The following is a 24,394-nucleotide window of genomic DNA, read 5'->3' on the forward strand; positions in this document are numbered from 1 at the left end:
TTAAAGATAAGTTGTTTCAAATATATAAATAAATTGAATTTTTTATTTTGGGTGTACATTTGATTTGCTTGAAAATAATAGACAAAAAGAGTAAATAAGGAGGTTGATATGTATTCAATTGGCGTTGATATTGGGACGACAAATTGTAAATTGTGTGTTTTTGAATTGCCATCTTTAAAACTAGTAAATAGCTTTTCTTTTGTTACACCAAAAGTAATCACAAAATATGGTTCTGATTTTGATATTACAGAGTTATACAATCAATTAGAAAAAGGGATAATTGAGATAATTGGCTCACTTTCTGATCCTGAACAAGTAAAAAATATTGCGATTGCTAGTGTGGGTGAGTCTGGTGTTCTTATTGATGAAAAAGGAGATGTTGTAGGTCCTGCTATCACATGGTATGACACAAGGACAAAAAATAATCTCGCGGATATTAATACAAAATTTAGTGATGACGAACTTTATACCATTACAGGTATTCCTATTCATAGTAATTATAGTTTAACTAAAATTTTATGGATAAAAGAAAACTGTGATATTAACCTAAATAAAGTTAAATGGTTATGCATAGCCGAATATATTGCATATAAATTAACTGATGTTAAAAAAGCTGAACCTTCATTAGCATCAAGAACCTTGGTTTATGATTTAAAAAACCATTGTTGGTCAGAAAAAATTTCGTCAATTTTTAAAATTAATAACTTATTTTCTGATTTTGTTCAATCAGGTAAAAATATTGAGAAATTAAAGTCATCATTAGCAAGTAAACTTAATTGTAGTCAGCCTATTTATGTATCAATTGGTGGTCATGATCATATGTGTGGTTCTATAGCCGCTAGACTTAAATCAGGAGAAATACTTAATTCGACGGGTACTACTGAAGGATTGTTGCTTTTACTTAAACAAGCTAATTTTGATAAAAGCTTTTTAGACAGTCATTTGTCAAACGGTCAATATGTAATTGATGATTTATATACTCTTTATGCATCTCTTCCTTCGGCTGGATATAGTATTGAATGGTTTAAACGGACTTATTGTGTAAGTAATGAAGATTTTGATCTACTTATCGAATCACTATTTAATAAACTCTCCGATATTAACTATATAAAGCAGAAGTTAAATATTTTCATTCCACATTTACGTGGTAGTGGCCCTCCGAAACGTAATATTGATTCTAAAGGCTTATGGTATGGTTTTGCTGAAAACAGTTCTTTACAAGACACATTGTTGGCTATTTTTCAGGGATTATGTTTTGAACTAAAAAATATACTTATAACTATTGAGAAACTAACTTCTACTCATCATCCAATAATAAAAGTGATAGGAGCAGCTGCAAAAAATCCAGTTTGGTTGCAGTTAAAGGCCGATATTCTTGGAAGAGAAATAGTATCTTGTAATATCAAAGAAGCCGTATGTAAAGGGGCAGTTATGTTAGCGGGGTATCAAAATCATTATTTAGATAAAGATATTGATAATCAATTTGAAAATCAAATAGTCAGATATATGCCTAATCAACAAATAACGCAATATTATGACCAAGTATTTAATAACTATTATCAACCATTTTATGATTTAAAAACTCAATTAGAATTCCATCGAAAAAAGGGTAATTAAAATGAAAGCGTCAGTGTGTTATAAGCAAAATGATTTAAGAACAGAAGATCTTCCTATTCCTGAAATTTCCGATAATGAAGTATTAATAAAAATGCTTGCATGTGGTTTATGCGGTACTGATATTCAAAAGATTCGTGGTGATTCAGTCAATAAACCTACAGTTTTAGGACATGAAGTTGTCGGTGAAATTGTCAAAAAAGGTAAAAATGTTAGCAAGTTTGAGATAGGGGATAGAGTGATCACTGCTATACATGTCCCTTGTTTTACTTGTCACTATTGTAATAAAGGACACTATACGATTTGTGAACAATTTAGAACCAATAATATCGATCCCGGTGGATTTGCTGAGTTTATTCGTATCCCTAAATTACATTTGAACCATTTAACTCATAAAGTTTCAAATAATGTAACCGATGAAGAAGCTACATTAATCGAACCTATTGCCTGTTGTTTACATGGATTAAAGCAAGCAGATATTAGACCAAATGATAGTATTTTAATCATGGGAGCAGGAACAATTGGGATATTACATGCTCAATTAGCCAAGATTAAAGGCGCCAATAAAGTGATTGTCAGTGATATGTCAGAATTTAAATTACAAAAAGCACTAAACGTTGGTTGTGATTATGCAATAAATATTAAGGAAAAAAATATTATAGATGAGGTGAATAAAATCACTGATGGTCAAGGTGTCGATGTAATAGTTATTGCTGCTGGTGTTTCCTCTTTAGTTGCAGATGCCGTTAATATGGTAAGAAGAGCTGGTAAAATAATCGTATTTTCAGGATTTGATAAAAATAAATTAGTCACACTTGATGTCAGTCGTTTTTTCAAAGATGAGATATCCATTATTGGAACCTATTCCGTTACACCGTATGAGTTTCCTGAGGCGTTAGATCTACTTGAAAAAAGGAAACTCAACACAAAAGAGATGATAACCCATGTTTATCCATTAAATAAATTAAGCGAAGCTATTGATATATCAACGAACCCAGAACAGCCAGTATTAAAAGTTATTATTAAAGCTGAAGTTTAGAACAGTATTATTATTTATATTTACTAGACTTTTGAAATTATGAAATGAGTAAAATTTAAAGAAAGGTAGCACCGATGAAAAAGATACCGATTATTCTGATTTTAACAGTATTATTGTTTAACTTTTTTTCTATTAGTTATGCCTTATATTTAAATTTTACTGAATATCAATTTGATATTTTGTCAACGTTACTCTATTTAGTGATATTGTCTTCTATCGTATTTTTAATCAATTTAATCATTAAAAAAAATACTAAAGCACCGATTTTTCTATCTTATTATTTTGTTCTTTGCTTAATTACCACTATGGCAGAAATTACTTATCTGTCTTACCAAGAAATAGGAACTAGTAATAACATGATCTACTTTCTAATCTATTTTTCACTTTTTATTTATGTCACTAAATCAATTAGTCTAAAAAAATATTTTTCTACTAAAAACAATTAATAATGATTTTTCTAGACTGAAAAATATCAATTTTTGCTTTATCAGCCATGGTTCAACAGATTTGAATCAACTACAATAATTTTAATAATGTTTGTAAACTTCTCGACTTCTTTTAAAAGAAATACATCGGATTAAGTTAATAACTAAAGCATATAAAAATATATTTATACACAATCAGTGTTATCATACCCAATTTGTATCTTAGTTATAAAAAATATTATTATGCAAAATAACGCTGTAACATGGTTTTTATATATTATTAGAACATCTAACCAATCATTGTATACTGGAATCACAACAGATGTATCTAGGCGGTTACAGCAGCATCAAAATGGTCGTGGCGCTAAATATCTAAAAGGTCATAAAGATATTTATGTTGTTTATCAAATAAAAGTTGGCGACAGGTCTACCGCTTTAAAATTAGAGTATCGTATAAAGCAACTTTCCAAGCTGAAAAAAGAACAATTGGTTGCAAACTCTCCAGACTTAACTAATTTATTAACATTACTCAATCAATAATCGACTAATTAATTTTATGCAAAGTTTTGGATTTATAACCGCAATCTATTTGGATTTATTATTTACTTTATCAGTTAATATTTAGAATATCGACATCAATTGTAATGGTGGCGCTTTAAGGGCATTTATCTGTTGGTTGAATTCAGATAGTTGTCGTTTCCAAAAATCAATATCAGTTATCCATGGAAAGGCAATAGGAAAGGCTGGATCTTGCCAACGCTCAATAATCCATGCCAGATGATGAATTATTCGCATTGCTCGTAAAGGCTCAATCAATTTAAGTTGTTCTTTATCGAAATCATAAAACTCTTGATACAATTCAAGCAGTTCATCTAACTGTAGGCGTTGTTCTTGTTGATTACCATAGAGCAACATCCAAAGATCTTGAATTGCTGGGCCATTACGAGAATCATCAAAATCTAAGAATATAGCATTATCATCACGCCACAAAATATTACCAGCATGGCAATCAGCATGTAATCGTATTGGTTGCCAATCATTATGCCAATATTGTTCAATCGTTTTGATCAGCTTGCTCAATACTGTTTTGAGATCGAGTTGAATGCTATTGGGAATATAGGTTGAGGATAATAAGATCTCTTGCGGGCGATAAACATATTCCTCAAGTCCAATAGTTGGGCGGTATGAAAAAGTTTCAGTTGCACCAATTTGATGTATACGACCAATCATCGTACCTACCGATTCCATTTGATTTGGATTATCCATTTCATAGGGTCTACCACCCAAACTAGGAAATAAAGCGAATAGATAGCCTTGATATTCATGTAATGTCTTATTATTGATTACGAGTGGCGACACTACAGGAATATCAGCACGGTATAATTGTTCAGTAAATTGGTGTTCTTCAAGTATTTGTTCTCGACTCCAACGATGAGGACGATAAAATTTTGCAACATAACGTTTATGTTCTTCATCGTGAAATTGATAGACGCGATTTTCATAACTATTTAAAGCCGTTAAACCCGAATCTATATATATGCCAATTGAAGCCAAACTCTCGACAATAAGATCGGGTGATAATAATTGAAATGAAAATGCTGAACTATCCATTGAATGATTCCTCTAGTTACTGTTGATTAAACCATTCATCTAGTTTTTGTTTTAATGCTTCAAGTCCAACTCGTTTAGGTGATGAAAATGGTGCAACAGTAATATCACCTTGGAAAGGTAAAATGGCTTCTTTTACCATATTAACTTGCTTCTTAACAGCACCAGAGGCAAGTTTATCCGCTTTAGTCAGTAACAACATGACTGGAATTTCAACCGAAACTGCCCATTGAATCATCTGTTGATCTAAATCTTTTAAAGGATGTCTTATGTCCATTAAAACAACTAGCCCCAATAAACTTTCGCGTTTTTGTAAATATTCTCCTAGCGATTTTTGCCATTGGCGTTTTATCGCTTCAGGAACTTGGGCATAGCCATAACCCGGTAAATCCACTAAACGGCAATTTTTTTCTACCTCAAAAAGATTGATTAATTGGGTTCGCCCAGGTGTTTTACTCGTACGAGCTAAAGACTTCTGGTTAGTTAATGTGTTGAGTGCGCTGGATTTACCTGCATTAGATCGACCAGCAAATGCTACCTCTACACCACTATCACTGGGTAAATGAGAAATATCTGGAGCACTTAAAATAAAATGTGTTTTTGCATAATTTAATGGACGAATATCAGTCATAAAAAGTATCCTTTAAATGCTTTAACGGCACTTAATTGATTTAAATGCCGCTACTGTATAGAAAAACTCAAGCATTGACAACTTTTTCGACTGCTTTTGTTAATCGCATCATGCCTTCTCGAATCTCTTCTTCCGAAATAATTAACGATGGCGTGAAACGCAACACATTTGGCCCTGCATTTAATATCATCACTTTAAATTCTGTTGCAACATTTAAAAAATCACGGGCTTTATGGTGGAATTCTGGTTGTAACTCTGCCCCTAATAATAGACCTTTACCCCGATATTCTCGAAATACTCTAAATTTATCATTAATGTTTTCAAGATGCTCAATGAAGATTGCACGACGTTTTTGTACCCCCTCTAAAACCTCTGCGGTGTTAATGATATCGAATGCTTCACAACCAACTGCACAGGCCAAAGGATTACCGCCATAAGTTGTACCATGGACGCCGGGATGCATTACTGTAGCAATGTCTTCTGTTGTTAACATAGCACTAATTGGAAATCCACCCCCAAGCGCTTTGGCAGAAGTCAAAATATCAGGTGTTACACCATATTGTTGATAAGTATATAAGCTTCCAGTTCGGCCCATTCCACATTGAACCTCGTCAAAAATGAGTAAGGCATGATATTTATCACAAAGCTCGCGAACACCTTGTAAAAACTCAAGTGATGCGCAGGTTAATCCCCCTTCACCTTGTACAGGTTCTAGCACAACGGCACAGGTATGATCGTCTATCACTGCTTTTACTGCATCCAGATTATTAAATGGAACATGGATAATGTCAGCAGGTTTTGGACCAAAACCATCTGAATATTTAGCTTGACCACCGACAGAGACTGTAAAAAATGTTCGTCCATGAAAAGATTGATGAAAGGCGATAATTTTAGTTTTATAAGGATTGTATTTTTCAATAGCATAATAGCGAGCCAATTTGAAAGCCGCCTCATTTGCTTCTGCTCCAGAATTGGCAAAAAAGATGCGATCAGCAAAAGTATTATCAATAAGTTTTTGTGCTAAATTTAAGGCTGGCTCATTGGTAAAAACATTACTAACATGCCATATTTTTTCACTTTGTTCATGCAATGCTTTAACTAGTCTAGGATGGCAATGACCAAGGGCATTGACTGCAATACCACCAGCAAAATCAATATATTCTTCACCATTTTGATCCCATACTCGGCTACCTTTCCCTTTAACTGGTATAAATTGGGCTGGCGCATAAACGGGTAAAATGATCTTATCAAATAGTTGGCGTGTGATCTTTGGCTGCATTGTTAAATCCTTATCTGTTTTTATTGAATGAATTACCATTTATTTTATGCTAATTAATAGCAGAGTAAAGTAAATAATTATTCAAATATAATGAATTAATATTCATCTGTAAAAAAATTTTAAATTCAAAACATATTCAATAATTTACTTCTTTTCTTTAATTATTTTCAGGTATAATCGAATTCTGTTGGTTAATTGCATCTAAAAGAGTTAAAAATGAGTCGTATTATTTATTGCCATTATTTAAAAAAAGAAGCAGACGGTTTAGATTTTCAGCTTTATCCTGGTGAACTTGGTAAACGAATTTTCAATGAAATATCAAAGCCTGCATGGCAAGAATGGCTCAAAAAGCAAACCATGTTAATTAACGAAAATAAACTTAATATGATGAATCCAGAGCATCGTAAACAGATTGAAGCAGAAATGATTAAATTTTTATTTGAAGGTGAAGAAGTTGTTATTGATGGATATAAACCCCAAAACTGAGGTATAACATGAAAAACAATAAAAAGATCATTACGTTGTTTATAGCAATGAGCCTTTTAAATGGATGTTCAGGTGGTAATTCATCTAAGAATAATGAAGATTTTTATATTAAAGACACCAATGCTTTCAATATTTTAATTGGTCAATATGCGAATAATATAGAAGAAATTTGGGGGCCTCAGGAAGTCCTTATCGCTGGCCCAAAAGATTATGTTCAGTATGAGGATAATTTACAAACTCGAGTTCATATCAACTTTGTTTCTGGTGTGATAACAATTGAAACTTTGTCTGATTCTCCCATAGAATCGTTAAAAGAAGCGATAGTTTCAACATTACTAATGCCCGAACCTGTCGATATCATACGTCATGATAAAATTAGTCAAGATTTATCACAAGAGCCTTTCTTATACAATCAAGTATTAGACCAAGAACGGCAACCTATTCGTTGGAGTGGTCGAGCGAATAATTTTGCTGATTATGTGCTGGCTAATAACTTGAAAATTCGCCCATCGGGCATGCACAGCATTACTTATGTGGAAATTAAATTGGTTCCGAATCACATTAATGAACGAGCAAGAAAATTCTTACCATTGGTGACGGAAGCTTCAAACCGCTATTTCATTGATGAGCGTTTAATTTTAGCAATTATGGAAGTCGAGTCTGCTTTTAACCCTTATGCGGTAAGTCGCTCGGACGCGCTTGGGTTAATGCAAGTTCAGCAGCATACTGCAGGACGTGATATTTTCCAATTACGTGGTAAATCCGGAGAACCAACTAGGAAATATTTACTTGATCCTCGTAATAATGTCGATATGGGTACCGCTTATTTATCATTATTAAAAACGAAATATTTGGCAGGTATTAATAATCCTGTATCTTTAAGGTATGCAATGATTACTTCTTATAATGGTGGGGCAGGTAGTGTATTGCGTACGTTTTCTAATGATCGTGATCGCGCAATTGATATTATAAATTCAATGACACCACAACAAGTTTTTCGAAAATTAGTCACATCACATGTTTCTCAAGAATCACGTAACTATTTGATAAAAGTAAGTAATATATTAGATAACAGATAACATTATGTTATCTAATAATAGCTATCACTGATAAGATAAGGAACTAAGAATGAAATTATAATTTTATCGGCAGTAATATCTTTAAAAAAATAAGATTTTTGTGGTTTAAAAATTTTTTAATAAAAAAAACGTGATCTACTTCAAATTTTGAGTATACTATGCGTCTCATAAAACCCTAGTTTTTTTGAGGATGTTAGTTTGAGTACCGATAAACTTGTGGATTCATATTCCCCCGCACAAATGACACAAATTGCCGAAGACCTTGGCAACTACAAATTAAGTAAACACCCATGTAGTACGATTTTATCTGCTATTATTGCAGGTGTGTTTATCTCTATTGCTTTCGTATTTTATATTACCGTAACAACTGGCACCGCAACTGTTGCTTTTGGTTTAGCCAAACTAGTTGGTGGCATCTGTTTCTCATTAGGATTAATGTTGGTTGTTTGTTGTGGTGCTGATCTGTTTACTTCAACGGTATTAACGATATTACCTAAAATGACTCATAAAGTTACGTGGAAGAAAATGATCCGTAATTGGATTTTAGTCTATGTTGGTAACTTTATTGGTGCTATACTGTTTGTAACAGTTATTTGGTTTTCTGGTCAATATATGGTTGCTAATGGATTGTGGGGATTAAATGTCCTGCAAACAGCGGATCATAAGTTACACCATACTTTTATTGAAGCCGTCTTTCTTGGTTTATTGGCTAATTTGATGGTTTGTTTGGCAGCTTGGTTAAGTTATGCTGGACGTAGCTTACTTGATAAAATGTTAATTATGGTTTTACCTGTAGCAATGTTTGTTGCTAGCGGTTTTGAACATAGCATTGCAAATATGTTTATGATCCCTATGGGAATTGTGATTAATAATTTTGCATCTCCTGAGTTTTGGACTGCAGTAGGGGTATCACCAGATACATTTAAAGATCTAACTGTAGAGCATTTTATTCTAAATAATCTAATTCCTGTAACAATTGGGAATATTTTAGGTGGGTTAGCTGTTGCGCTACCATATTGGGCTTTATATTTACGTAAACCACATTGATTTTAAGATATTTATCCTCATATTGGAGAGGATAAATAGGTATTTTTGTAAACCTGAGGTTAATAATTATGAGTAATTTAAACGAAGTACAAGCAAAGGCTTGGAAAGGATTTAAAGAAGGTGATTGGCAAAATAATGTCAATGTTCGTGATTTCATTCAAACAAATTACACACCTTATGAGGGTGATGAATCTTTCTTAGCTGGCGCTACCGATGCTACCACTAAATTGTGGGACAAAGTGATGGAAGGCATCAAATTTGAAAACTCCACTCATACACCAGTTGATTTTGATACAAGTGTAATCTCTACTATCACTGCTCATGATGCGGGTTATATCGAAAAGGATTTAGAGAAGATTGTTGGTTTACAAACTGAAAAACCATTAAAACGAGCTATTATCCCGTTTGGTGGTATCAAGATGATTGAAAACTCTTGTAAAGCTTACGATAGAACTTTAGATCCATTAGTCAAAAAAATCTTTACTGAATATCGTAAAACCCACAACCAAGGTGTGTTTGATATTTATACTCCAGATATCCTTCGTTGTCGTAAATCAGGTGTTATTACTGGTCTTCCTGATGCGTACGGCCGTGGTCGTATCATTGGTGACTACCGTCGTGTGGCACTTTACGGTATTGATTACTTAATGCAAGATAAATTTGCTCAATTCACTTCTTTACAAGCTGACTTTGAAAATGGTGTTGATTTACCAATGACCATGCAACGTCGTGAAGAAATTGCTGAGCAACATCGTGCACTTGGTCAAATTAAAGAAATGGCTGCAAAATATGGTTTTGATATTTCAGCTCCAGCTACAACGGCACAAGAAGCTGTTCAATGGACCTATTTTGGTTACTTAGCTGCAGTTAAATCTCAAAATGGTGCAGCAATGTCATTAGGTCGTACTTCGACTTTCTTTGATATTTATTTCCAACGTGATTTAGAAGCAGGTCTAATCACTGAGCAAGAAGCACAAGAAATTGTTGACCATTTCGTGATGAAATTACGTATGGTTCGTTTCTTACGTACACCTGAATATGATGAATTATTCTCTGGTGATCCAATTTGGGCAACTGAATCTATCGCTGGTATGGGTATTGATGGCCGTACATTAGTAACTAAGACTTCTTTCCGTTTCTTAAATACTTTATATACAATGGGTCCATCACCAGAACCAAACATGACTATCCTTTGGTCAGAACACTTACCAAGTGGATTTAAAGAATTCGCATCTAAAGTATCAATTGATACTTCATCATTACAATATGAAAATGATGATTTAATGCGTCCAGACTTTAACAACGATGACTATGCAATTGCGTGTTGTGTAAGCCCAATGATTGTCGGTAAACAAATGCAATTCTTCGGTGCTCGTGCTAACCTTGCAAAAACTCTTCTATACGCAATCAACGGCGGTGTGGATGAAAAATTAAAAATGCAAGTTGGTCCTAAAGAAGATCCAATCACTGACGAATATCTTGATTTTGATAAAGTGTTCGCTCGTTTAGATCACTTTATGGATTGGTTAGCAAAACAATACGTGACAGCTTTAAATGCTATTCACTATATGCACGACAAATATAGCTATGAAGCATCATTAATGGCGTTACATGACCGTGATGTTATTCGTACTATGGCTTGTGGTATTGCTGGTCTATCTGTTGCAGCTGACTCATTATCTGCAATTAAATATGCGAAAGTGAAAACGATCCGTGATGAAGATGGTTTAGCAACTGATTTTGAAATCGAAGGTGAATATCCACAATTCGGTAACAATGATCCGCGTGTAGATGATATTGCTGTTGATTTAGTTGAACGTTTCATGAAGAAAATTCAAAAACTTAAAACTTATCGTAATGCAATTCCTACTCAATCAGTATTAACCATTACTTCAAACGTTGTATATGGTAAGAAAACTGGTAATACTCCAGATGGTCGTCGCGCTGGTGCTCCATTCGGACCAGGTGCTAACCCAATGCACGGACGTGACCAAAAAGGTGCGGTTGCTTCATTAACATCTGTTGCTAAACTTCCGTTTGCTTACGCTAAAGATGGTATTTCATATACTTTCTCTATCGTTCCAAATGCTTTAGGTAAAGATGATGATGCACGTAAACGTAACCTAGCAGGTTTAATGGATGGTTATTTCCATCATGAAGCTACTGTAGAAGGTGGTCAGCATTTAAATGTTAACGTATTAAACCGTGAAACATTATTAGATGCGATGGAACACCCTGAAAAATATCCACAATTAACAATTCGTGTATCTGGATATGCAGTGCGTTTCAATTCATTAACTAAAGAGCAACAAAAAGACGTTATTACACGTACTTTCACTCAATCAATGTAATTTGGTTAACTGAAAAACTAAACTTAAATAGCGCCTTTAAGGCGCTATTTTTTTATTAAGTAGCAAAAATTGCTGTTTTAAAGTTAACAAAATTGTAGTACAGCAAGCATTATTAAATATGGTTGTTTTTTGTATAATTTAGTCAAAAACAAAACATATCAATTAATGCAATTGGTGTATGCAAAGTATTATCTGAGTTAGAATAAGAATTAAAATATAAAGCAAAAAGCAATGTGAGTAATTATTAGAGAATATTTATGGAACAAAACATTATTATGACAACGAAACTACCTATAAAAGGTCGTATTCATTCTTTTGAATCCTTTGGTACTGTTGATGGTCCTGGAATTCGCTTCATTGTTTTTTTTCAAGGCTGTTTAATGCGCTGTTTGTACTGCCATAATCGTGACACTTGGGATTTAAAAGCTGGGCGAGAAGTCACTGTTGAAGAACTGATGAAAGAAATTGTTTCTTATAAAAGTTTTATCATGCCTAATGGCGGTGGTGTTACAGCATCAGGTGGCGAAGCTACCTTACAATCTGAATTTATCACTGAATGGTTTAAAGCCTGCCATGAAGAAGGCATCAGTACGTGTTTAGATACTAATGGTTATGCTAGACAGTTAGACCAAACGGTTGATGATCTTTTAGATGTCACAGACTTAGTGATGCTTGACTTGAAACAAGTCAATGATGAAATCCATCAAAAACTTGTCGGAGTACCTAATAAACGTGTTCTTGAATTTGCCAAACATCTACAAAAAATTAATAAACGGACTTGGATCCGCTACGTAGTGGTTCCTGGATGGACGGACGACGACGACTCAGCACATTTACTGGGTAAGTTTATTGAAGGTATGGATAATATTGAACGAGTGGAACTACTTCCTTATCATAAGATGGGCGCTTATAAATGGGATACCATGGGGGATGAATACAAATTACAAGGAGTAGAAGCGCCTCCTCGTGAAACACTTGATAGAATCCAAGCGATTATAGAAAGTTATGGTCAACCAGTAACATTCAGTAAGTAATAAGCTATCGACACTTAATAGGCACCTATAATGGTGCCTTATTTGTATTTATTTTAATTTTTTGCGCTTTACCGCACGTAATAGATAAATACCACCTTCTAAAGCCAAAACACAAACGGATAACCAAATAAGCCCATATGGAACGATGTGCTCTTTAGATACCGATTCATGCAAAAATAACACCGAAACAAGAGTTAGCAGTACTGGCTCTACGTATCCCAGTAATCCAAATAAACCAAGTGGTAATAACCGTCTCGCAACAAAATACATGGCAAAAGCAATGGCAGTAATGATACCGAGCATTGGAATAAAAATATGAAAGTGAGATAGGTCACTTATAACCTGATTAAAAGAGTAGTGTAAAATAAAATAAATAAGGCAGCCTACAAAGATAAAAAAGAAATCGGAAAATGTCCCTGAAATGCCCTCTATTTGCAATTTACGGCGTGTCATAAAGTAAATTGGGTAACCCAATGCAATAACGGCTGTTTCCCACGAAAACGCGCCAGTTATATAAATTTCCAAAACAACACCTATGCTGGCGAGCACGACTGCTATTTTTTGAAAAATACTTAGCTTTTCTTTATAAAATATTTGCCCGAAAATGACCATCGTTAATGGCAGTAAAAAGTAGCCTAATGAAGCTGATAATCCATGTCCATTGATCGGAGCCCAAATAAAAATTAACATTTGGATGGTCAACAGAAATGAAGAAAATATTAGACCAATTAAAATCAGTGGCTGTTGTTTAATTCGCATAAATAAATTGATAATAGCTGACCACTGTTTTTCGACAATAATTAGTATAATTATTGCGGGAAAGGAGGTTAATAATCGCCAACAAAAAATATCAACAACTGACAATGGTTGTAATAGAACAGGGTAGTAATATAGTAAACCAAAAAGACATGATGCAAATATTGAAAGCGCAACGCCCTTTATCATTCTTTCACCTTTGTTAATAAAAAATAGCGCTAATGATTAGCGCTATTATCTATATGTAATGAAGTGGAATAAATTTTATTTATCCAATTACCTCAACACCATTCATATAAGGTACTAATACGGATGGAATTCTAATTGTTCCATCTGCTTGCTGATAGTTTTCCATAATTGCAACTAACGTGCGTCCTACAGCTAAACCAGAGCCATTTAACGTATGTACTAAATAAGTTTTATTATCAGCTTTATTGCGATAACGCGCTTGCATACGGCGTGCTTGGAAATCCCACATATTAGAGCAAGAAGAAATTTCACGGTAAGTATTTTGAGCCGGTACCCACACTTCAAGATCATATGTTTTACAGGAACCAAAGCCCATATCACCTGTACATAATACAATTTTACGATACGGTAATTCTAGTAATTGTAATACTTTTTCTGCATGTGCGGTTAACTCTTCTAAAGCTTTCATAGATTCTTCTGGTTTAACAATTTGCACCAGTTCTACTTTGTCAAATTGATGCATACGGATTAAACCGCGAGTATCTTTACCATAAGAACCCGCTTCAGAACGGAAACATGGAGTATGTGCAGTCATTTTCATAGGTAACGCGCTTTCATCAAGAATCTCGTCACGAACCAAATTGGTTACTGGTACTTCAGCAGTTGGAATAAGCGCGTAATTACTGCTTTCTGATTCTTCATCTAGTGGTTTTGTGTGAAATAAGTCACCTGCAAATTTTGGTAATTGTCCTGTACCGAATAAAGTGGCTTGATTGACAAGATAGGGCACATAAATTTCAGCATAACCATGCTGTTCTGTGTGAAGATCTAACATAAATTGTGTGATAGCACGATGTAGGCGGGCTATCTGTGACTTCATAACAACAAAACGTGCGCCAGTTAGTTTTACACCTGCAGCAAAGTCTAATCCTCCAAAACGTTCGCCTAATGCAACATGATCTTGGATTGGAAAGTCAAATGTTCTTGGGGTTCCAAAGCGAGAAACTTCGACATTGTCGTTTTCGTCTTTACCATCAGGTACAGAGTCATCAGGAATATTCGGAATAGTAGAGGTGATATCTTTAATTTTAGTTAGTAAGATTTCAAGCTCAGCTTTAGCATTATTCAGTTTTTCACCGAGTTTATTAACTTCTTCACGTACGGCTGTAATGTCTTCGCCTCGAGCTTTAGCTTCACCAATAGCTTTAGAACGAGCATTACGCTGTGCTTGTAAGCTTTCAGTTTCAACTTGCAGTACTTTGCGTTTTTCTTCTAGTTGACTAATAGTATCAACATCTAATTTAAATCCACGACGAGCTAACTTTTTAGCGACAACATTTAATTCATTTCGGAGTAAATTCGGATCCAACATAAATAACGTCCATTCTCATTAATAAGGAAATATCTTTCTACTTTAACAGTTATTCTAATATAGTTAACAAAACATATAAATCAAAAAGTAGATTGATTATAGATATTAAATTTTGTGAGCTTAGTATACTAGAATTATATCGGGATTCAACCGCAATGGCGCACCCGAAGGGATTCGAACCCCTGACCGCTCGGTTCGAAGCCGAGTGCTCTATCCAGCTGAGCTACGGATGCGTGTAAGTTCGTAAAAAAATGGTGCATCCGAAGGGATTCGAACCCCTGACCGCCCGGTTCGTAGCCGGGTACTCTATCCAGCTGAGCTACGGATGCATTTTGAATTTGTTAAAATGGTGCATCCGAAGGGATTCGAACCCCTGACCGCCCGGTTCGTAGCCGGGTACTCTATCCAGCTGAGCTACGGATGCATATTTTAATTTTTTAAAATGGCGGTGAGAGAGGGATTCGAACCCTCGATGCAGCTTTTGACCGCATACTCCCTTAGCAGGGGAGCGCCTTCAGCCTCTCGGCCATCTCACCAAAAACATTATGACTTTGCTTGAACAACAAAATCATAATGTCGTGGCGCACATATTACGTTTTACAAAAAATAAGTCAAACATTTTTTTGCTTACGCGTGCTAGTTGTTTATTTCGTGCCCAAAATTACTCTTTGGGCTCGGGTAATTCATCATTTTTGTTCTGAGATTGATGAATTCTATTGTATATCTCTTCTCGATGAATTGAGACTTCTTTAGGTGCATTAATACCGATTCTGACTTGATTACCCTTCACGCCAAGAATAGTAATAACAACATCATCACCAATAATTAGTGTTTCACCTACTCTCCTAGTTAAAATTAACATTAGATCTCCTAATATCAGTTAAGTATACATCACAATTTTAAGATATAGCTTCGTCAGCCCCCCATCAATAGGACAGAAAGACGGAATTTTACAGAAATATTCAAATATTCGATTAATAAATATCTTATTAACCAATATTAGAATATAACTGGCTAACTTGCTTGTAATTTATTACTGATTTCCTTTTTCATTGAAGACAATGCTTCTGGTAATGCTGACAGATCCATTCCACCTGCTTGGGCGAAATCAGGCCGCCCACCGCCTTTACCACCTACTTTTAATGCTAATTGGGAAACTAATTCACCAGCTTTGACAACATTGATTAAATCATTTGTTACGCCAGCGGCTAAATTGATTTTGTCATCATTAACAGCAGCCAAAATAATTACGCCTGTTTTTAATTGATTTTTAAGATCATCAATCATAGTACGTAATACTTTTGCCTCGACATTATCAAGTTTAGCAATTAGTAAATTTTTATTATTGATTTTTTCACATTGATTAATTAATTGTGCGCTTTGTTGGCTAGCTTTTTGCGCCTTTAATTGCTCGATGTTTTTTTCAAGTAGTTTAGTTTGTTCGAGCAACTGCTCTACACGAACTAAAACTGCTGATTTATCGCTTTTAACCAATTGTGCAATTTGGCTTAATAAATTTGCTTCATGGTGTATAAAATCCATCGCATTTTGCCCAGAGGTTGCCTCAATACGGCGAACTCCAGAAGCGATGCTTGATTCAGATATTATTTTAAATAAACCTATATCGCCCGTTCTATTTACATGAGTACCACCACATAATTCAATTGAGAAATCGCCCATAGTTAGAACACGAACAATATCTTCGTATTTTTCACCAAATAGTGCCATTGCCCCTTTATTTCTAGCTTCATCTATTGGCATCAGTTCAACGTCAACAGGTAGATTACAACGAATTTGCTGGTTAACTAGATTTTCAATTTCAACAATTTGTTCTTGTGTGATGCTTTGATTATGCGAAAAATCAAAACGCAGATAGCTGTCATTCACTAAAGAACCTTTTTGATGAACATGGTTACCTAAAATTCGTTGTAATGCAGCTTGTAATAAATGGGTTGCTGAATGATTGCGTCTAATACGTTCTCTTAACTCAACATCAATTGCCGCTGTTACTAAATCACCAACTTTAAGGGAACCTTTAACAAGGTTACCGATATGACCAATACTTTTGCCATATTTTTGGCTATCTAAAACAGTAAATTCGGCGTTTGCAGAAGTTAATAAACCTTTATCACCAATTTGTCCACCTGATTCTCCATAAAATGGTGTCTTATCTAAGATGATAATCGCTTCATCACCAGCATTGACATTTTCTACTTTTTGACCATTTTGGAAAATGGCAATTACTTTCCCTGATGCTTCGGTAGCTTGATAACCTAAAAATTCGGTTTTATCATCAAGTTTAATCACATTGCTATAGTCAACACTAAAAGTACTTGATTCACGAGCACGTTTACGTTGTTCTTCCATGCATTGATTAAATCCATCTTCATCAATGGTGATATTTTTTTCGCGACATACATCTGCGGTTAAATCTAATGGAAAACCAAACGTATCGTAAAGTTTAAATGCAACATCACCAGGCAATACCGAATCGGTAATTTTAACCAATTCTTGATCAAGTAAAAATAATCCTCGTTCCAATGTTTTTAAGAATTGCTCTTCTTCAAGTTTAAGTGCGTCTTCAACTATTTTTTGATTTTTCGCTAATTCAACTGCTGCACTACCCATTACATCAATGAGAGGTTTAACTAATTTGTAGAAGAATATTTCTTTAGCACCTAACATATGTCCATGACGCACAGCCCGTCGAATAATGCGACGTAAAACATAGCCACGACCTTCATTAGAAGGCAATACACCATCAGAAATTAAAAATGCACAAGAACGAATATGGTCAGCAATAACACGTAAAGATTTACTTTCTAAATCTTTCGTTTGAATTACTTGTGCTGCATCATGAATTAATTTCTTAAATAAATCAATTTCATAATTGGAATCAACATGTTGTAAAACAGCTGCAATTCTTTCTAAGCCCATACCCGTATCGACTGATGGCTTAGGTAATGGTTCCATTGTGCCATCAGGATGACGATTAAACTGCATAAAGACAATGTTCCAAATTTCAATGAATCGGTCACCGTCTTCTTCTGCGCTGCCTGGAGGTCCTCCCCAAATATGATCACCATGATCATAAAAAATTTCTGTACACGGTCCACATGGCCCTGTATCACCCATTTGCCAGAAGTTGTCTGAAGCATAGGGAGCACCTTTGTTGTCACCAATACGCACAATACGTTCTTTGGGTATACCAATTTCTTTTTCCCAAATTTCATATGCTTCATCATCTGTTTCATAAACAGTGACAGTTAATTTCTCTTTAGGAAGATTAAACCACTCTTTACTGGTTAATAATTCCCAAGCAAAATGGATCGCATCATGTTTAAAATAGTCACCGAAACTAAAGTTTCCTAACATTTCAAAAAAAGTATGATGTCGAGCAGTATAACCCACATTATCCAAATCATTGTGTTTACCACCAGCGCGAACACAGCGTTGTGCTGTTGTTGCTCTAGTATAAGGGCGTTTTTCTATCCCTAGAAATACATCCTTGAACTGATTCATTCCAGCGTTAGTAAATAATAGCGTTGGGTCATTATGAGGAACAAGGGAACTACTTGCTACAATTTCATGTCCTTTGCTATTGAAAAAGTCAAGAAAAGTTTGACGAATTTCTGCAGTGCTTTTCATTTAGGCATCCATATAAACGATAAATTTTTAAACATAGTAATATACCTGTTACAACTAAAGTTGAAAAGTAAAGAAAGGTAAAATATTCTTTATAATACAGTTGGTCTAGCTAATATTACATGCAAATAAAAGGAAAAATAAATTGACTTAGTGAGCTTAACTAATGGGTATTGAATAATTTAATTCTCGTGTATTTTAGATATTATCAAAATTTAAGTCAATAAATTATACACATCTTTTATATCGTCTTGAGTATAACCTCGGGTAACTAAAAATTGCGTTACTTTCTGTTTTTCCGAGATATTTTTCACATTAACTTGTTTAAATTTTTTTAATAATTGCTTATGGGCATTATACACCCAATTTATATCTAATATACGTAAAAGTTCATGGATTAAGTCAGTGGATAGACCGCGTTGTTTTAATTCCATGGCAATTTTATATCTTCCATAACCTTTATTAGCGCGCATAACAATATATTTTTCAATATATTGTGTGTCGTTCATCCAATTCTGATTAGTACAATATTGAATGACATCAGCGGTTTCTATTTTAAGTTGATTTAATTGCTCATAGTATTCATCCTCTGAACATTTTATTTTTTTTGTAAAAAATTGGATAATTTTATTCGTTAGTTCGTAGGATGAATGATCGCGCTGTGCAAGTAATTGCACAGCTTTATTTAAAATTAATTTATTGAGTTTTTTGTCCATTATTCAAAGCTTTCATCTTCCGATGTAGTATCTACGTCATCCGCAGCAAAAACGGCAGGGCTATTTAATAATAAATCACGTAGTTTTGTTTCAAGCTCTTTGGCTATTTCTGGATGTTCTTGTAAAAATTTGATTGAATTCGCTTTGCCTTGACCCACTTTTTCGCCATTGTAGCTATACCAAGCACCTGCTTTATCAACTAATTTATGTTTAACACCTAGATCAATCAATTCACCTTCTTTAGAAATACCACAACCGTAAAGAATTTGGAATTCAGCTTGTCTAAATGGTGCAGCAACTTTATTTTTCACCACTTTTACACGTGTATCACTACCAATGACATCTTCACCTTCTTTTACTGCACCAATGCGTCGAATATCTAAACGAACAGATGCATAGAATTTAAGTGCATTACCACCAGTAGTTGTCTCTGGATTACCAAACATTACACCAATTTTCATACGAATTTGGTTGATAAATACCACTAAACAGTTAGCATTTTTGATATTTGCAGTTAATTTACGTAAAGCTTGTGACATTAAACGAGCTTGTAATCCCATATGAGAATCGCCCATTTCGCCTTCAATTTCTGCTTTAGGTGTTAATGCTGCTACTGAGTCAACAATAATAACATCAACAGCACCAGAACGAACTAAGGCATCACAAATTTCAAGTGCCTGTTCACCAGTATCAGGCTGAGAAACTAATAAATCATCAACTTGCACACCTAATTTAGCCGCATAAATTGGATCTAAAGCATGTTCAGCATCAATAAATGCGCATGTTTTACCTTCTTTTTGCGCTTGGGCGATAACTGATAAAGTTAATGTTGTCTTACCTGATGATTCTGGTCCAAAAATTTCAACGATTCGACCCATTGGTAAGCCGCCAATACCTAATGCAATATCGAGTCCTAAAGATCCAGTAGAGACAGAATCAACATCTAACGTTTGGGTATCCCCTAAACGCATAATAGAACCTTTACCAAATTGTTTTTCTATTTGACTTAATGCAGCTGAAAGTGCTCGTTGTTTGTTTTCGTTCATATTATAAAATTCCAATGAGTTAGTATATTGACATACATTATACTGTATTGTTATACAGTATCAAGTTTTTTTTATATCCAATAATCATTTAATTAATAATGGGAAATGTTTCACAATTTTTTTCAAAATATTACTGGTTATCGTCTATTTGATTGTAACAAATGGTGACGAAACGATAATATTCAAGATTAAATGTAACCCGATAAATGGATTTGATGGCGATATAACTTTGTATAAAGTTATTATGAGATTTTATGTATTTTGTCTTTGAGATGAGATTTTAGATTCAGCGTGTAAAAAATATTGTTTAACCAACTGAAATACTCAAAATCAAGTAATCAAATTATGCTAATAGGAGTAGGTAATACTTTCATAAAAAAATGGCATTTGATATGATGAGCAAAGAAGAAGTTTTAGTCATTGTTGTATATTAAAAGTAGTTATCCCACTAGAAATTGAGTAAAAGTAATTTATCAATTATTTACTTAAAGGTTATGCTAATCTGAAACATCTTTACATTTAAAATAATTATCAAATGAAAGGGAAATAATGACTGTTGATAAGCAACAATATGTTTTATGTTCGCACTGCGATTTGGTCATAGAATTATCCGATATAACAATAGGGCATAAAGCTATATGTCCTCGTTGTAATACCACATTAGCCAAAAAAAGCATTAATATGAAATTTCGAGCCGCAATGTATGCTGTTTGTTCACTCATTATGATTATTGTTGCTTGTGGTTTTATTTTTATTGATATTCGCCTAGTTGGTAATTTAAATGGTGTAAGTGTTTTAGATATACCCAAAACTCTTTTTTTTGATAAATATAGTTATATTTCAGCGCTATTTATTTTATTTGTTTTAATTTTCCCCATAATAAATCTATTAATTATTAGTTTGCTTTGTTCAAAGTTTACAGTGTCAAAATATCGCAAAAGAGATTTATTAATTATTTATGAAAAATTTAAACATTGGTGTATGCCTGAAATATTTATAACAGGCATTTTGGTTAGCTTTGTAAAACTAATGAGCTATGGCAGTATAGGTGTTACAAGTACCTTTTGGGCGTTTTGTTTATTTGTATTTTTTTATATAAAAGCACAAGTAATTTTTTCACCTGAAACAATTTGGGAAGAGATTAATACCAATAATTTTGCTCAAGCACCATTAAAAGTCGGTAAGACGGCAATTAGTCAAAATTTGAAGCTGTGTGGTTGTTGTCATGCCATGATGCCAATAGCTTATGTCAAATGCCCAAGATGTAAACAGAAAAGTGCCGTAAGAAATCGTGACAAAATACAGTGGACAATAGCATTATTGGTCACTTCATTAATTATTTATATTCCTGCAAATGTATTTGGGATTATGATAACGGTCGTTTTTGGTTCACCGTCAACGTCGACAATTATGGATGGTGTTATTTATATGTGGCAAGCGGGTGATGTACCTGTGGCATTAGTTATTTTTATTGCCAGTATAGTTATTCCAATTTTGAAAATAATTTCATTAAGTTGGCTTTGCTATTTTGCAATAGCTGTGAAAAAGAAAAATAAACATAATTGTTTAAAAATGAAAAAACTATATGGCGCGGTAGAATTTATTGGTAAATGGTCAATGATTGATATATTTGTTGTATCAGTTGTTTGTTCACTAGTTAGAAATCAACAAATGATGGGGGTTTATCCTGATATAGGCGTTACATTTTTCGCAACTGTTGTGATTATCACTATGATTGCATCGCAAAAATTTGATCCGCGTTTAATTTGGGATCATTCTCCAAATAAAAGTTATAATAAATAGGAACACTATGGCAACATCAAGTAAATTAGCGAAAATCATCAAAATTAGAGCCATCTCGGCGATATGGATTATTCCAATTGTTACTGCAATTGTAGGTCTTTGGATCATCTATTCTCATTATACTGATAGAGGGACTTCTTTTACCTTACTTGCCAAAGATGCAAGTGGTATTGTAGCAGGTAAAACCGTTATTAAAAACCGCAGTGTTGATATCGGTATTGTCGATGAAGTAACGTTATCAGAAGACTTTGAAAAAGTGGTTATTAAAGGTCGAATCTATAATGATATGGAACCACTGCTTAAAAATGACTCTATTTTTTGGGTTGTCAAACCAGAGATTGGTCGTGATGGTGTAACAGGATTAGGGACTATTTTATCTGGTGTTTACATTGAGTTAGCATCCGGAAACGATACACATAGTTTCAAAAATAATCCATTTATACTATCGGATAACCCACCATTATCAGATCCAAGTATTAAGGGCATTCGAGTTAATCTTGAAAGTGATCAAAACGGTGTGATTCCGCGTGGGGCATCCGTGATGTTTCATGGTTATCGTGTAGGTAATGTTGAAACTTCTGAATTTGATATTGATTCACGTAAAATGAAATATCAAGTTTTTATCACCAAACCTTATGATGCTTTAGTCACTCAAAATGTTCGTTTTTGGAAAGAAGGAGGCATTGATTTAGCATTTTCTTCAGCGGGTGCAAGTCTTAACGTGCCTTCTTTAGATATATTAATGTCGGGTGGTATTAGTTTTGATTTGCCTGATGGTTCTAAATTAGGCGCACCCGCAGAGCAACATGCCGTATATAAATTATATGAAGATAAAAAATCAATTCAAGATTCACAATATACAGAATATAAAGAATTTCTGATTATGCTTTCTGAATCCATATCTGGATTGGTTGAAGGTGCGCCTGTTGAGTATCATGGTATTCGGCTAGGTACGGTATCTAAAGTACCATTTTATACAGCTGAAATGTTAAATAAAACATTTATCTTAAATCAAAAAGTACCCGTATTAATTAGGATCGAGCCCGATCGCTTATCTGAGTTGGTTGATGAAAAGATCGATATTGCGACCTTAATTATGGATGAGCAAAAAAATGGTTTAAGAGCCTCGTTAAAAACTTCAAATATGTTTACAGGTGCGCTTTTTATTGATCTTGATTTTTATCCTGAATTAAAAAATAAATATAACTCCAAATCAAGTAATCTCTACGGTTATAACACTATAGAAACAACATCAACAGGTATTGCACAGATTCAAGCCAAAGTGATGCAGTTATTAGATAATTTCAATAATTTACCACTGAATAATACCATGACGGAATTTAATAAATCGTTAGCTTCAACTCAGCGCTTAATGAATTCATTAAATCAAATTATGGCAAGTAATGAAATGCAAAATATGCCTGGCGATTTACAAGAAACGTTAAGAACGTTAAACGAAACTCTGAAAGGTATACAACCAGGTTCAGAACTTAATAAGCAAATGAATGAAAGTCTGCAAAAAGTTCAGCAAATGATGGATGAATTAACACCATTACTTAATACACTTAATGATAAAAGTAATGCGTTGATTTTCTCTGCTCCAAATAAGAAAGACCAAGAACCGAAAGCGAAAGGTAAAAAGTAATGAATAAAATGATGCGAAATTTCCTTATAACATTTTGTGGAACTGCATTTATGTTACTCGTTGGCTGTTCAGCAAACACGGAAAATAAAAGTTATTTCCAATTAGCTAGTAATTTGCCTGTTCAAACACCAAAAACAATGAAATCAACTAATCGTTTTATAAAGATCGATTCCATTGATGTAGCCAGTTTCTTAAATAAATCTGGTATTGTTTTGCAAACAGAAGATATCAAATATGTTACAGCTATAAATAATCTATGGGTTTCGACGCTTTCTCAACAGCTTGAAGAACGATTAGTACAAGATTTAAGTTTGTTACTGCCAGATTATTTGATTTCGAGTAAGTCGCTAGCAACTCCAACATTAACCGTTAAACTTTTTATTGATGGTTTTCATGGTGGTTACAATGGAGATGCAATTATAAAGGGGCGTTGGATTGTTACAAACAATAAAAATCATATCGAAACAAAACCATTTGAACGTCATATTCCATTAGCCAAAAATGGTTATGATGCTTTAGTTAAAGCGTTGTCAAAAGGATGGCAAGAAGAAGAGCAAGATTTTGCTAATTCTATAAGATATTAAATTAATAAAACATTCCGCCACCATTCTGGCGGAATGTTTCAATAA

The 24,394-nt window shown here is 34.0% G+C and carries 21 protein-coding genes and 4 tRNA genes; 12 read left to right on the forward strand and 13 right to left on the reverse strand.

Annotation, left to right across the window (positions count from 1 at the left end; genetic code table 11):
• Nucleotides 1–108 precede the first annotated feature (108 nt).
• The 4 genes from H3T96_RS01575 (at nt 109) to H3T96_RS01590 (ending at nt 3,618) form a co-directional block, all read left to right on the forward strand.
• Nucleotides 109–1,617: an L-fuculokinase gene (locus H3T96_RS01575; RefSeq protein WP_144091830.1), complete on the forward strand. Its 1,509-nt coding sequence runs from the start codon at nt 109–111 to the stop codon at nt 1,615–1,617.
• 1 nt (nt 1,618) lies between these two features.
• Nucleotides 1,619–2,653, forward strand: coding sequence for a zinc-dependent dehydrogenase (locus tag H3T96_RS01580; protein WP_144091831.1), 1,035 nt, complete (start codon nt 1,619–1,621; stop codon nt 2,651–2,653).
• 74 nt (nt 2,654–2,727) lie between these two features.
• Nucleotides 2,728–3,099 (forward strand): hypothetical protein, encoded by a 372-nt coding sequence (locus tag H3T96_RS01585; protein ID WP_025314746.1) that lies wholly within the window; start codon nt 2,728–2,730, stop codon nt 3,097–3,099.
• Between the two features lie 222 nt (nt 3,100–3,321).
• A complete protein-coding gene (locus tag H3T96_RS01590) occupies nt 3,322–3,618 on the forward strand; it encodes a GIY-YIG nuclease family protein (RefSeq protein WP_025314747.1) in 297 nt (98 codons plus the stop codon).
• A gap of 81 nt (nt 3,619–3,699) precedes the next feature.
• Here H3T96_RS01590 and H3T96_RS01595 read toward each other — a convergent pair whose 3' ends face one another.
• From H3T96_RS01595 to H3T96_RS01605, 3 genes are all read right to left on the reverse strand, one after another.
• A complete protein-coding gene (locus tag H3T96_RS01595) occupies nt 3,700–4,689 on the reverse strand; it encodes a serine/threonine protein kinase (protein ID WP_144091832.1) in 990 nt (329 codons plus the stop codon).
• Between the two features lie 16 nt (nt 4,690–4,705).
• Nucleotides 4,706–5,317 carry a ribosome biogenesis GTP-binding protein YihA/YsxC gene (yihA, locus tag H3T96_RS01600; RefSeq protein ID WP_039127030.1) on the reverse strand — a complete coding sequence of 204 codons (612 nt, stop codon included), beginning with the start codon at nt 5,315–5,317 and terminating at the stop codon, nt 4,706–4,708.
• 67 nt (nt 5,318–5,384) lie between these two features.
• Complete coding sequence (locus H3T96_RS01605; RefSeq protein WP_144091833.1) at nt 5,385–6,596, reverse strand: aspartate aminotransferase family protein; 1,212 nt, start codon at nt 6,594–6,596, stop codon at nt 5,385–5,387.
• A gap of 216 nt (nt 6,597–6,812) precedes the next feature.
• Between H3T96_RS01605 and H3T96_RS01610 the strand changes: the two genes are divergently transcribed.
• The 5 genes from H3T96_RS01610 to pflA all read left to right on the forward strand — a co-directional run bounded on the left by H3T96_RS01610 (nt 6,813) and on the right by pflA (nt 12,593).
• Complete coding sequence (locus tag H3T96_RS01610; RefSeq protein ID WP_039127035.1) at nt 6,813–7,082, forward strand: oxidative damage protection protein; 270 nt, start codon at nt 6,813–6,815, stop codon at nt 7,080–7,082.
• 8 nt (nt 7,083–7,090) lie between these two features.
• Nucleotides 7,091–8,161 (forward strand): membrane-bound lytic murein transglycosylase MltC, encoded by a 1,071-nt coding sequence (gene mltC / locus H3T96_RS01615; RefSeq protein WP_039127038.1) that lies wholly within the window; start codon nt 7,091–7,093, stop codon nt 8,159–8,161.
• A gap of 198 nt (nt 8,162–8,359) precedes the next feature.
• Nucleotides 8,360–9,208, forward strand: coding sequence for a formate transporter FocA (focA, locus tag H3T96_RS01620; protein ID WP_039127041.1), 849 nt, complete (start codon nt 8,360–8,362; stop codon nt 9,206–9,208).
• 68 nt (nt 9,209–9,276) lie between these two features.
• Nucleotides 9,277–11,559 (forward strand): formate C-acetyltransferase, encoded by a 2,283-nt coding sequence (gene pflB / locus H3T96_RS01625; protein ID WP_039127042.1) that lies wholly within the window; start codon nt 9,277–9,279, stop codon nt 11,557–11,559.
• Between the two features lie 275 nt (nt 11,560–11,834).
• Nucleotides 11,835–12,593 (forward strand): pyruvate formate lyase 1-activating protein, encoded by a 759-nt coding sequence (gene pflA, locus H3T96_RS01630; protein WP_039127059.1) that lies wholly within the window; start codon nt 11,835–11,837, stop codon nt 12,591–12,593.
• Between the two features lie 48 nt (nt 12,594–12,641).
• Here pflA and rarD read toward each other — a convergent pair whose 3' ends face one another.
• The 10 genes from rarD to recA all read right to left on the reverse strand — a co-directional run bounded on the left by rarD (nt 12,642) and on the right by recA (nt 20,317).
• Entirely contained in the window at nt 12,642–13,538 is an 897-nt protein-coding gene (rarD, locus tag H3T96_RS01635; RefSeq protein ID WP_144091834.1) for an EamA family transporter RarD, read from the reverse strand.
• 79 nt (nt 13,539–13,617) lie between these two features.
• Nucleotides 13,618–14,910 carry a serine--tRNA ligase gene (gene serS, locus H3T96_RS01640; RefSeq protein ID WP_039127048.1) on the reverse strand — a complete coding sequence of 431 codons (1,293 nt, stop codon included), beginning with the start codon at nt 14,908–14,910 and terminating at the stop codon, nt 13,618–13,620.
• A gap of 156 nt (nt 14,911–15,066) precedes the next feature.
• A tRNA-Arg gene (locus tag H3T96_RS01645) sits at nt 15,067–15,143 on the reverse strand.
• 19 nt (nt 15,144–15,162) lie between these two features.
• Nucleotides 15,163–15,239 (reverse strand) — tRNA-Arg (locus tag H3T96_RS01650).
• An 18-nt stretch (nt 15,240–15,257) separates the two neighbouring features.
• Nucleotides 15,258–15,334, reverse strand: a tRNA-Arg gene (locus tag H3T96_RS01655).
• Between the two features lie 19 nt (nt 15,335–15,353).
• Nucleotides 15,354–15,446: transfer RNA gene (locus tag H3T96_RS01660), tRNA-Ser, on the reverse strand.
• 125 nt (nt 15,447–15,571) lie between these two features.
• The gene (gene csrA / locus H3T96_RS01665; RefSeq protein WP_025314757.1) at nt 15,572–15,772 is read right to left on the reverse strand and encodes a carbon storage regulator CsrA; all 201 of its coding nucleotides are present in this window, start codon (nt 15,770–15,772) and stop codon (nt 15,572–15,574) included.
• 152 nt (nt 15,773–15,924) lie between these two features.
• Nucleotides 15,925–18,558, reverse strand: coding sequence for an alanine--tRNA ligase (gene alaS, locus H3T96_RS01670; RefSeq protein ID WP_039127051.1), 2,634 nt, complete (start codon nt 18,556–18,558; stop codon nt 15,925–15,927).
• A gap of 212 nt (nt 18,559–18,770) precedes the next feature.
• Entirely contained in the window at nt 18,771–19,271 is a 501-nt protein-coding gene (locus H3T96_RS01675) for a regulatory protein RecX (RefSeq protein WP_039127053.1), read from the reverse strand.
• Complete coding sequence (gene recA / locus H3T96_RS01680) at nt 19,271–20,317, reverse strand: recombinase RecA (RefSeq protein ID WP_025314760.1); 1,047 nt, start codon at nt 20,315–20,317, stop codon at nt 19,271–19,273. The genes H3T96_RS01675 and recA overlap by 1 nt, the downstream gene beginning before the upstream one ends.
• A gap of 549 nt (nt 20,318–20,866) precedes the next feature.
• On the opposite strand from recA, the gene H3T96_RS01685 reads away from it, so the two are divergent.
• From H3T96_RS01685 to H3T96_RS01695, 3 genes are read left to right on the forward strand one after another with little or no spacing between them, the layout of a single operon-like run.
• Nucleotides 20,867–22,120: a PqiA/YebS family transporter subunit gene (locus tag H3T96_RS01685; RefSeq protein WP_144091835.1), complete on the forward strand. Its 1,254-nt coding sequence runs from the start codon at nt 20,867–20,869 to the stop codon at nt 22,118–22,120.
• 7 nt (nt 22,121–22,127) lie between these two features.
• Complete coding sequence (gene pqiB / locus H3T96_RS01690; protein ID WP_144091836.1) at nt 22,128–23,765, forward strand: intermembrane transport protein PqiB; 1,638 nt, start codon at nt 22,128–22,130, stop codon at nt 23,763–23,765.
• Nucleotides 23,765–24,349 (forward strand): ABC-type transport auxiliary lipoprotein family protein, encoded by a 585-nt coding sequence (locus tag H3T96_RS01695; RefSeq protein WP_144091837.1) that lies wholly within the window; start codon nt 23,765–23,767, stop codon nt 24,347–24,349. The genes pqiB and H3T96_RS01695 overlap by 1 nt, the downstream gene beginning before the upstream one ends.
• The last annotated feature ends 45 nt before the right edge of the window (nt 24,350–24,394 follow it).

This window comes from Gilliamella sp. W8136, assembly GCF_016101285.1.
Classification (GTDB): domain Bacteria; phylum Pseudomonadota; class Gammaproteobacteria; order Enterobacterales; family Orbaceae; genus Gilliamella; species Gilliamella apicola_N.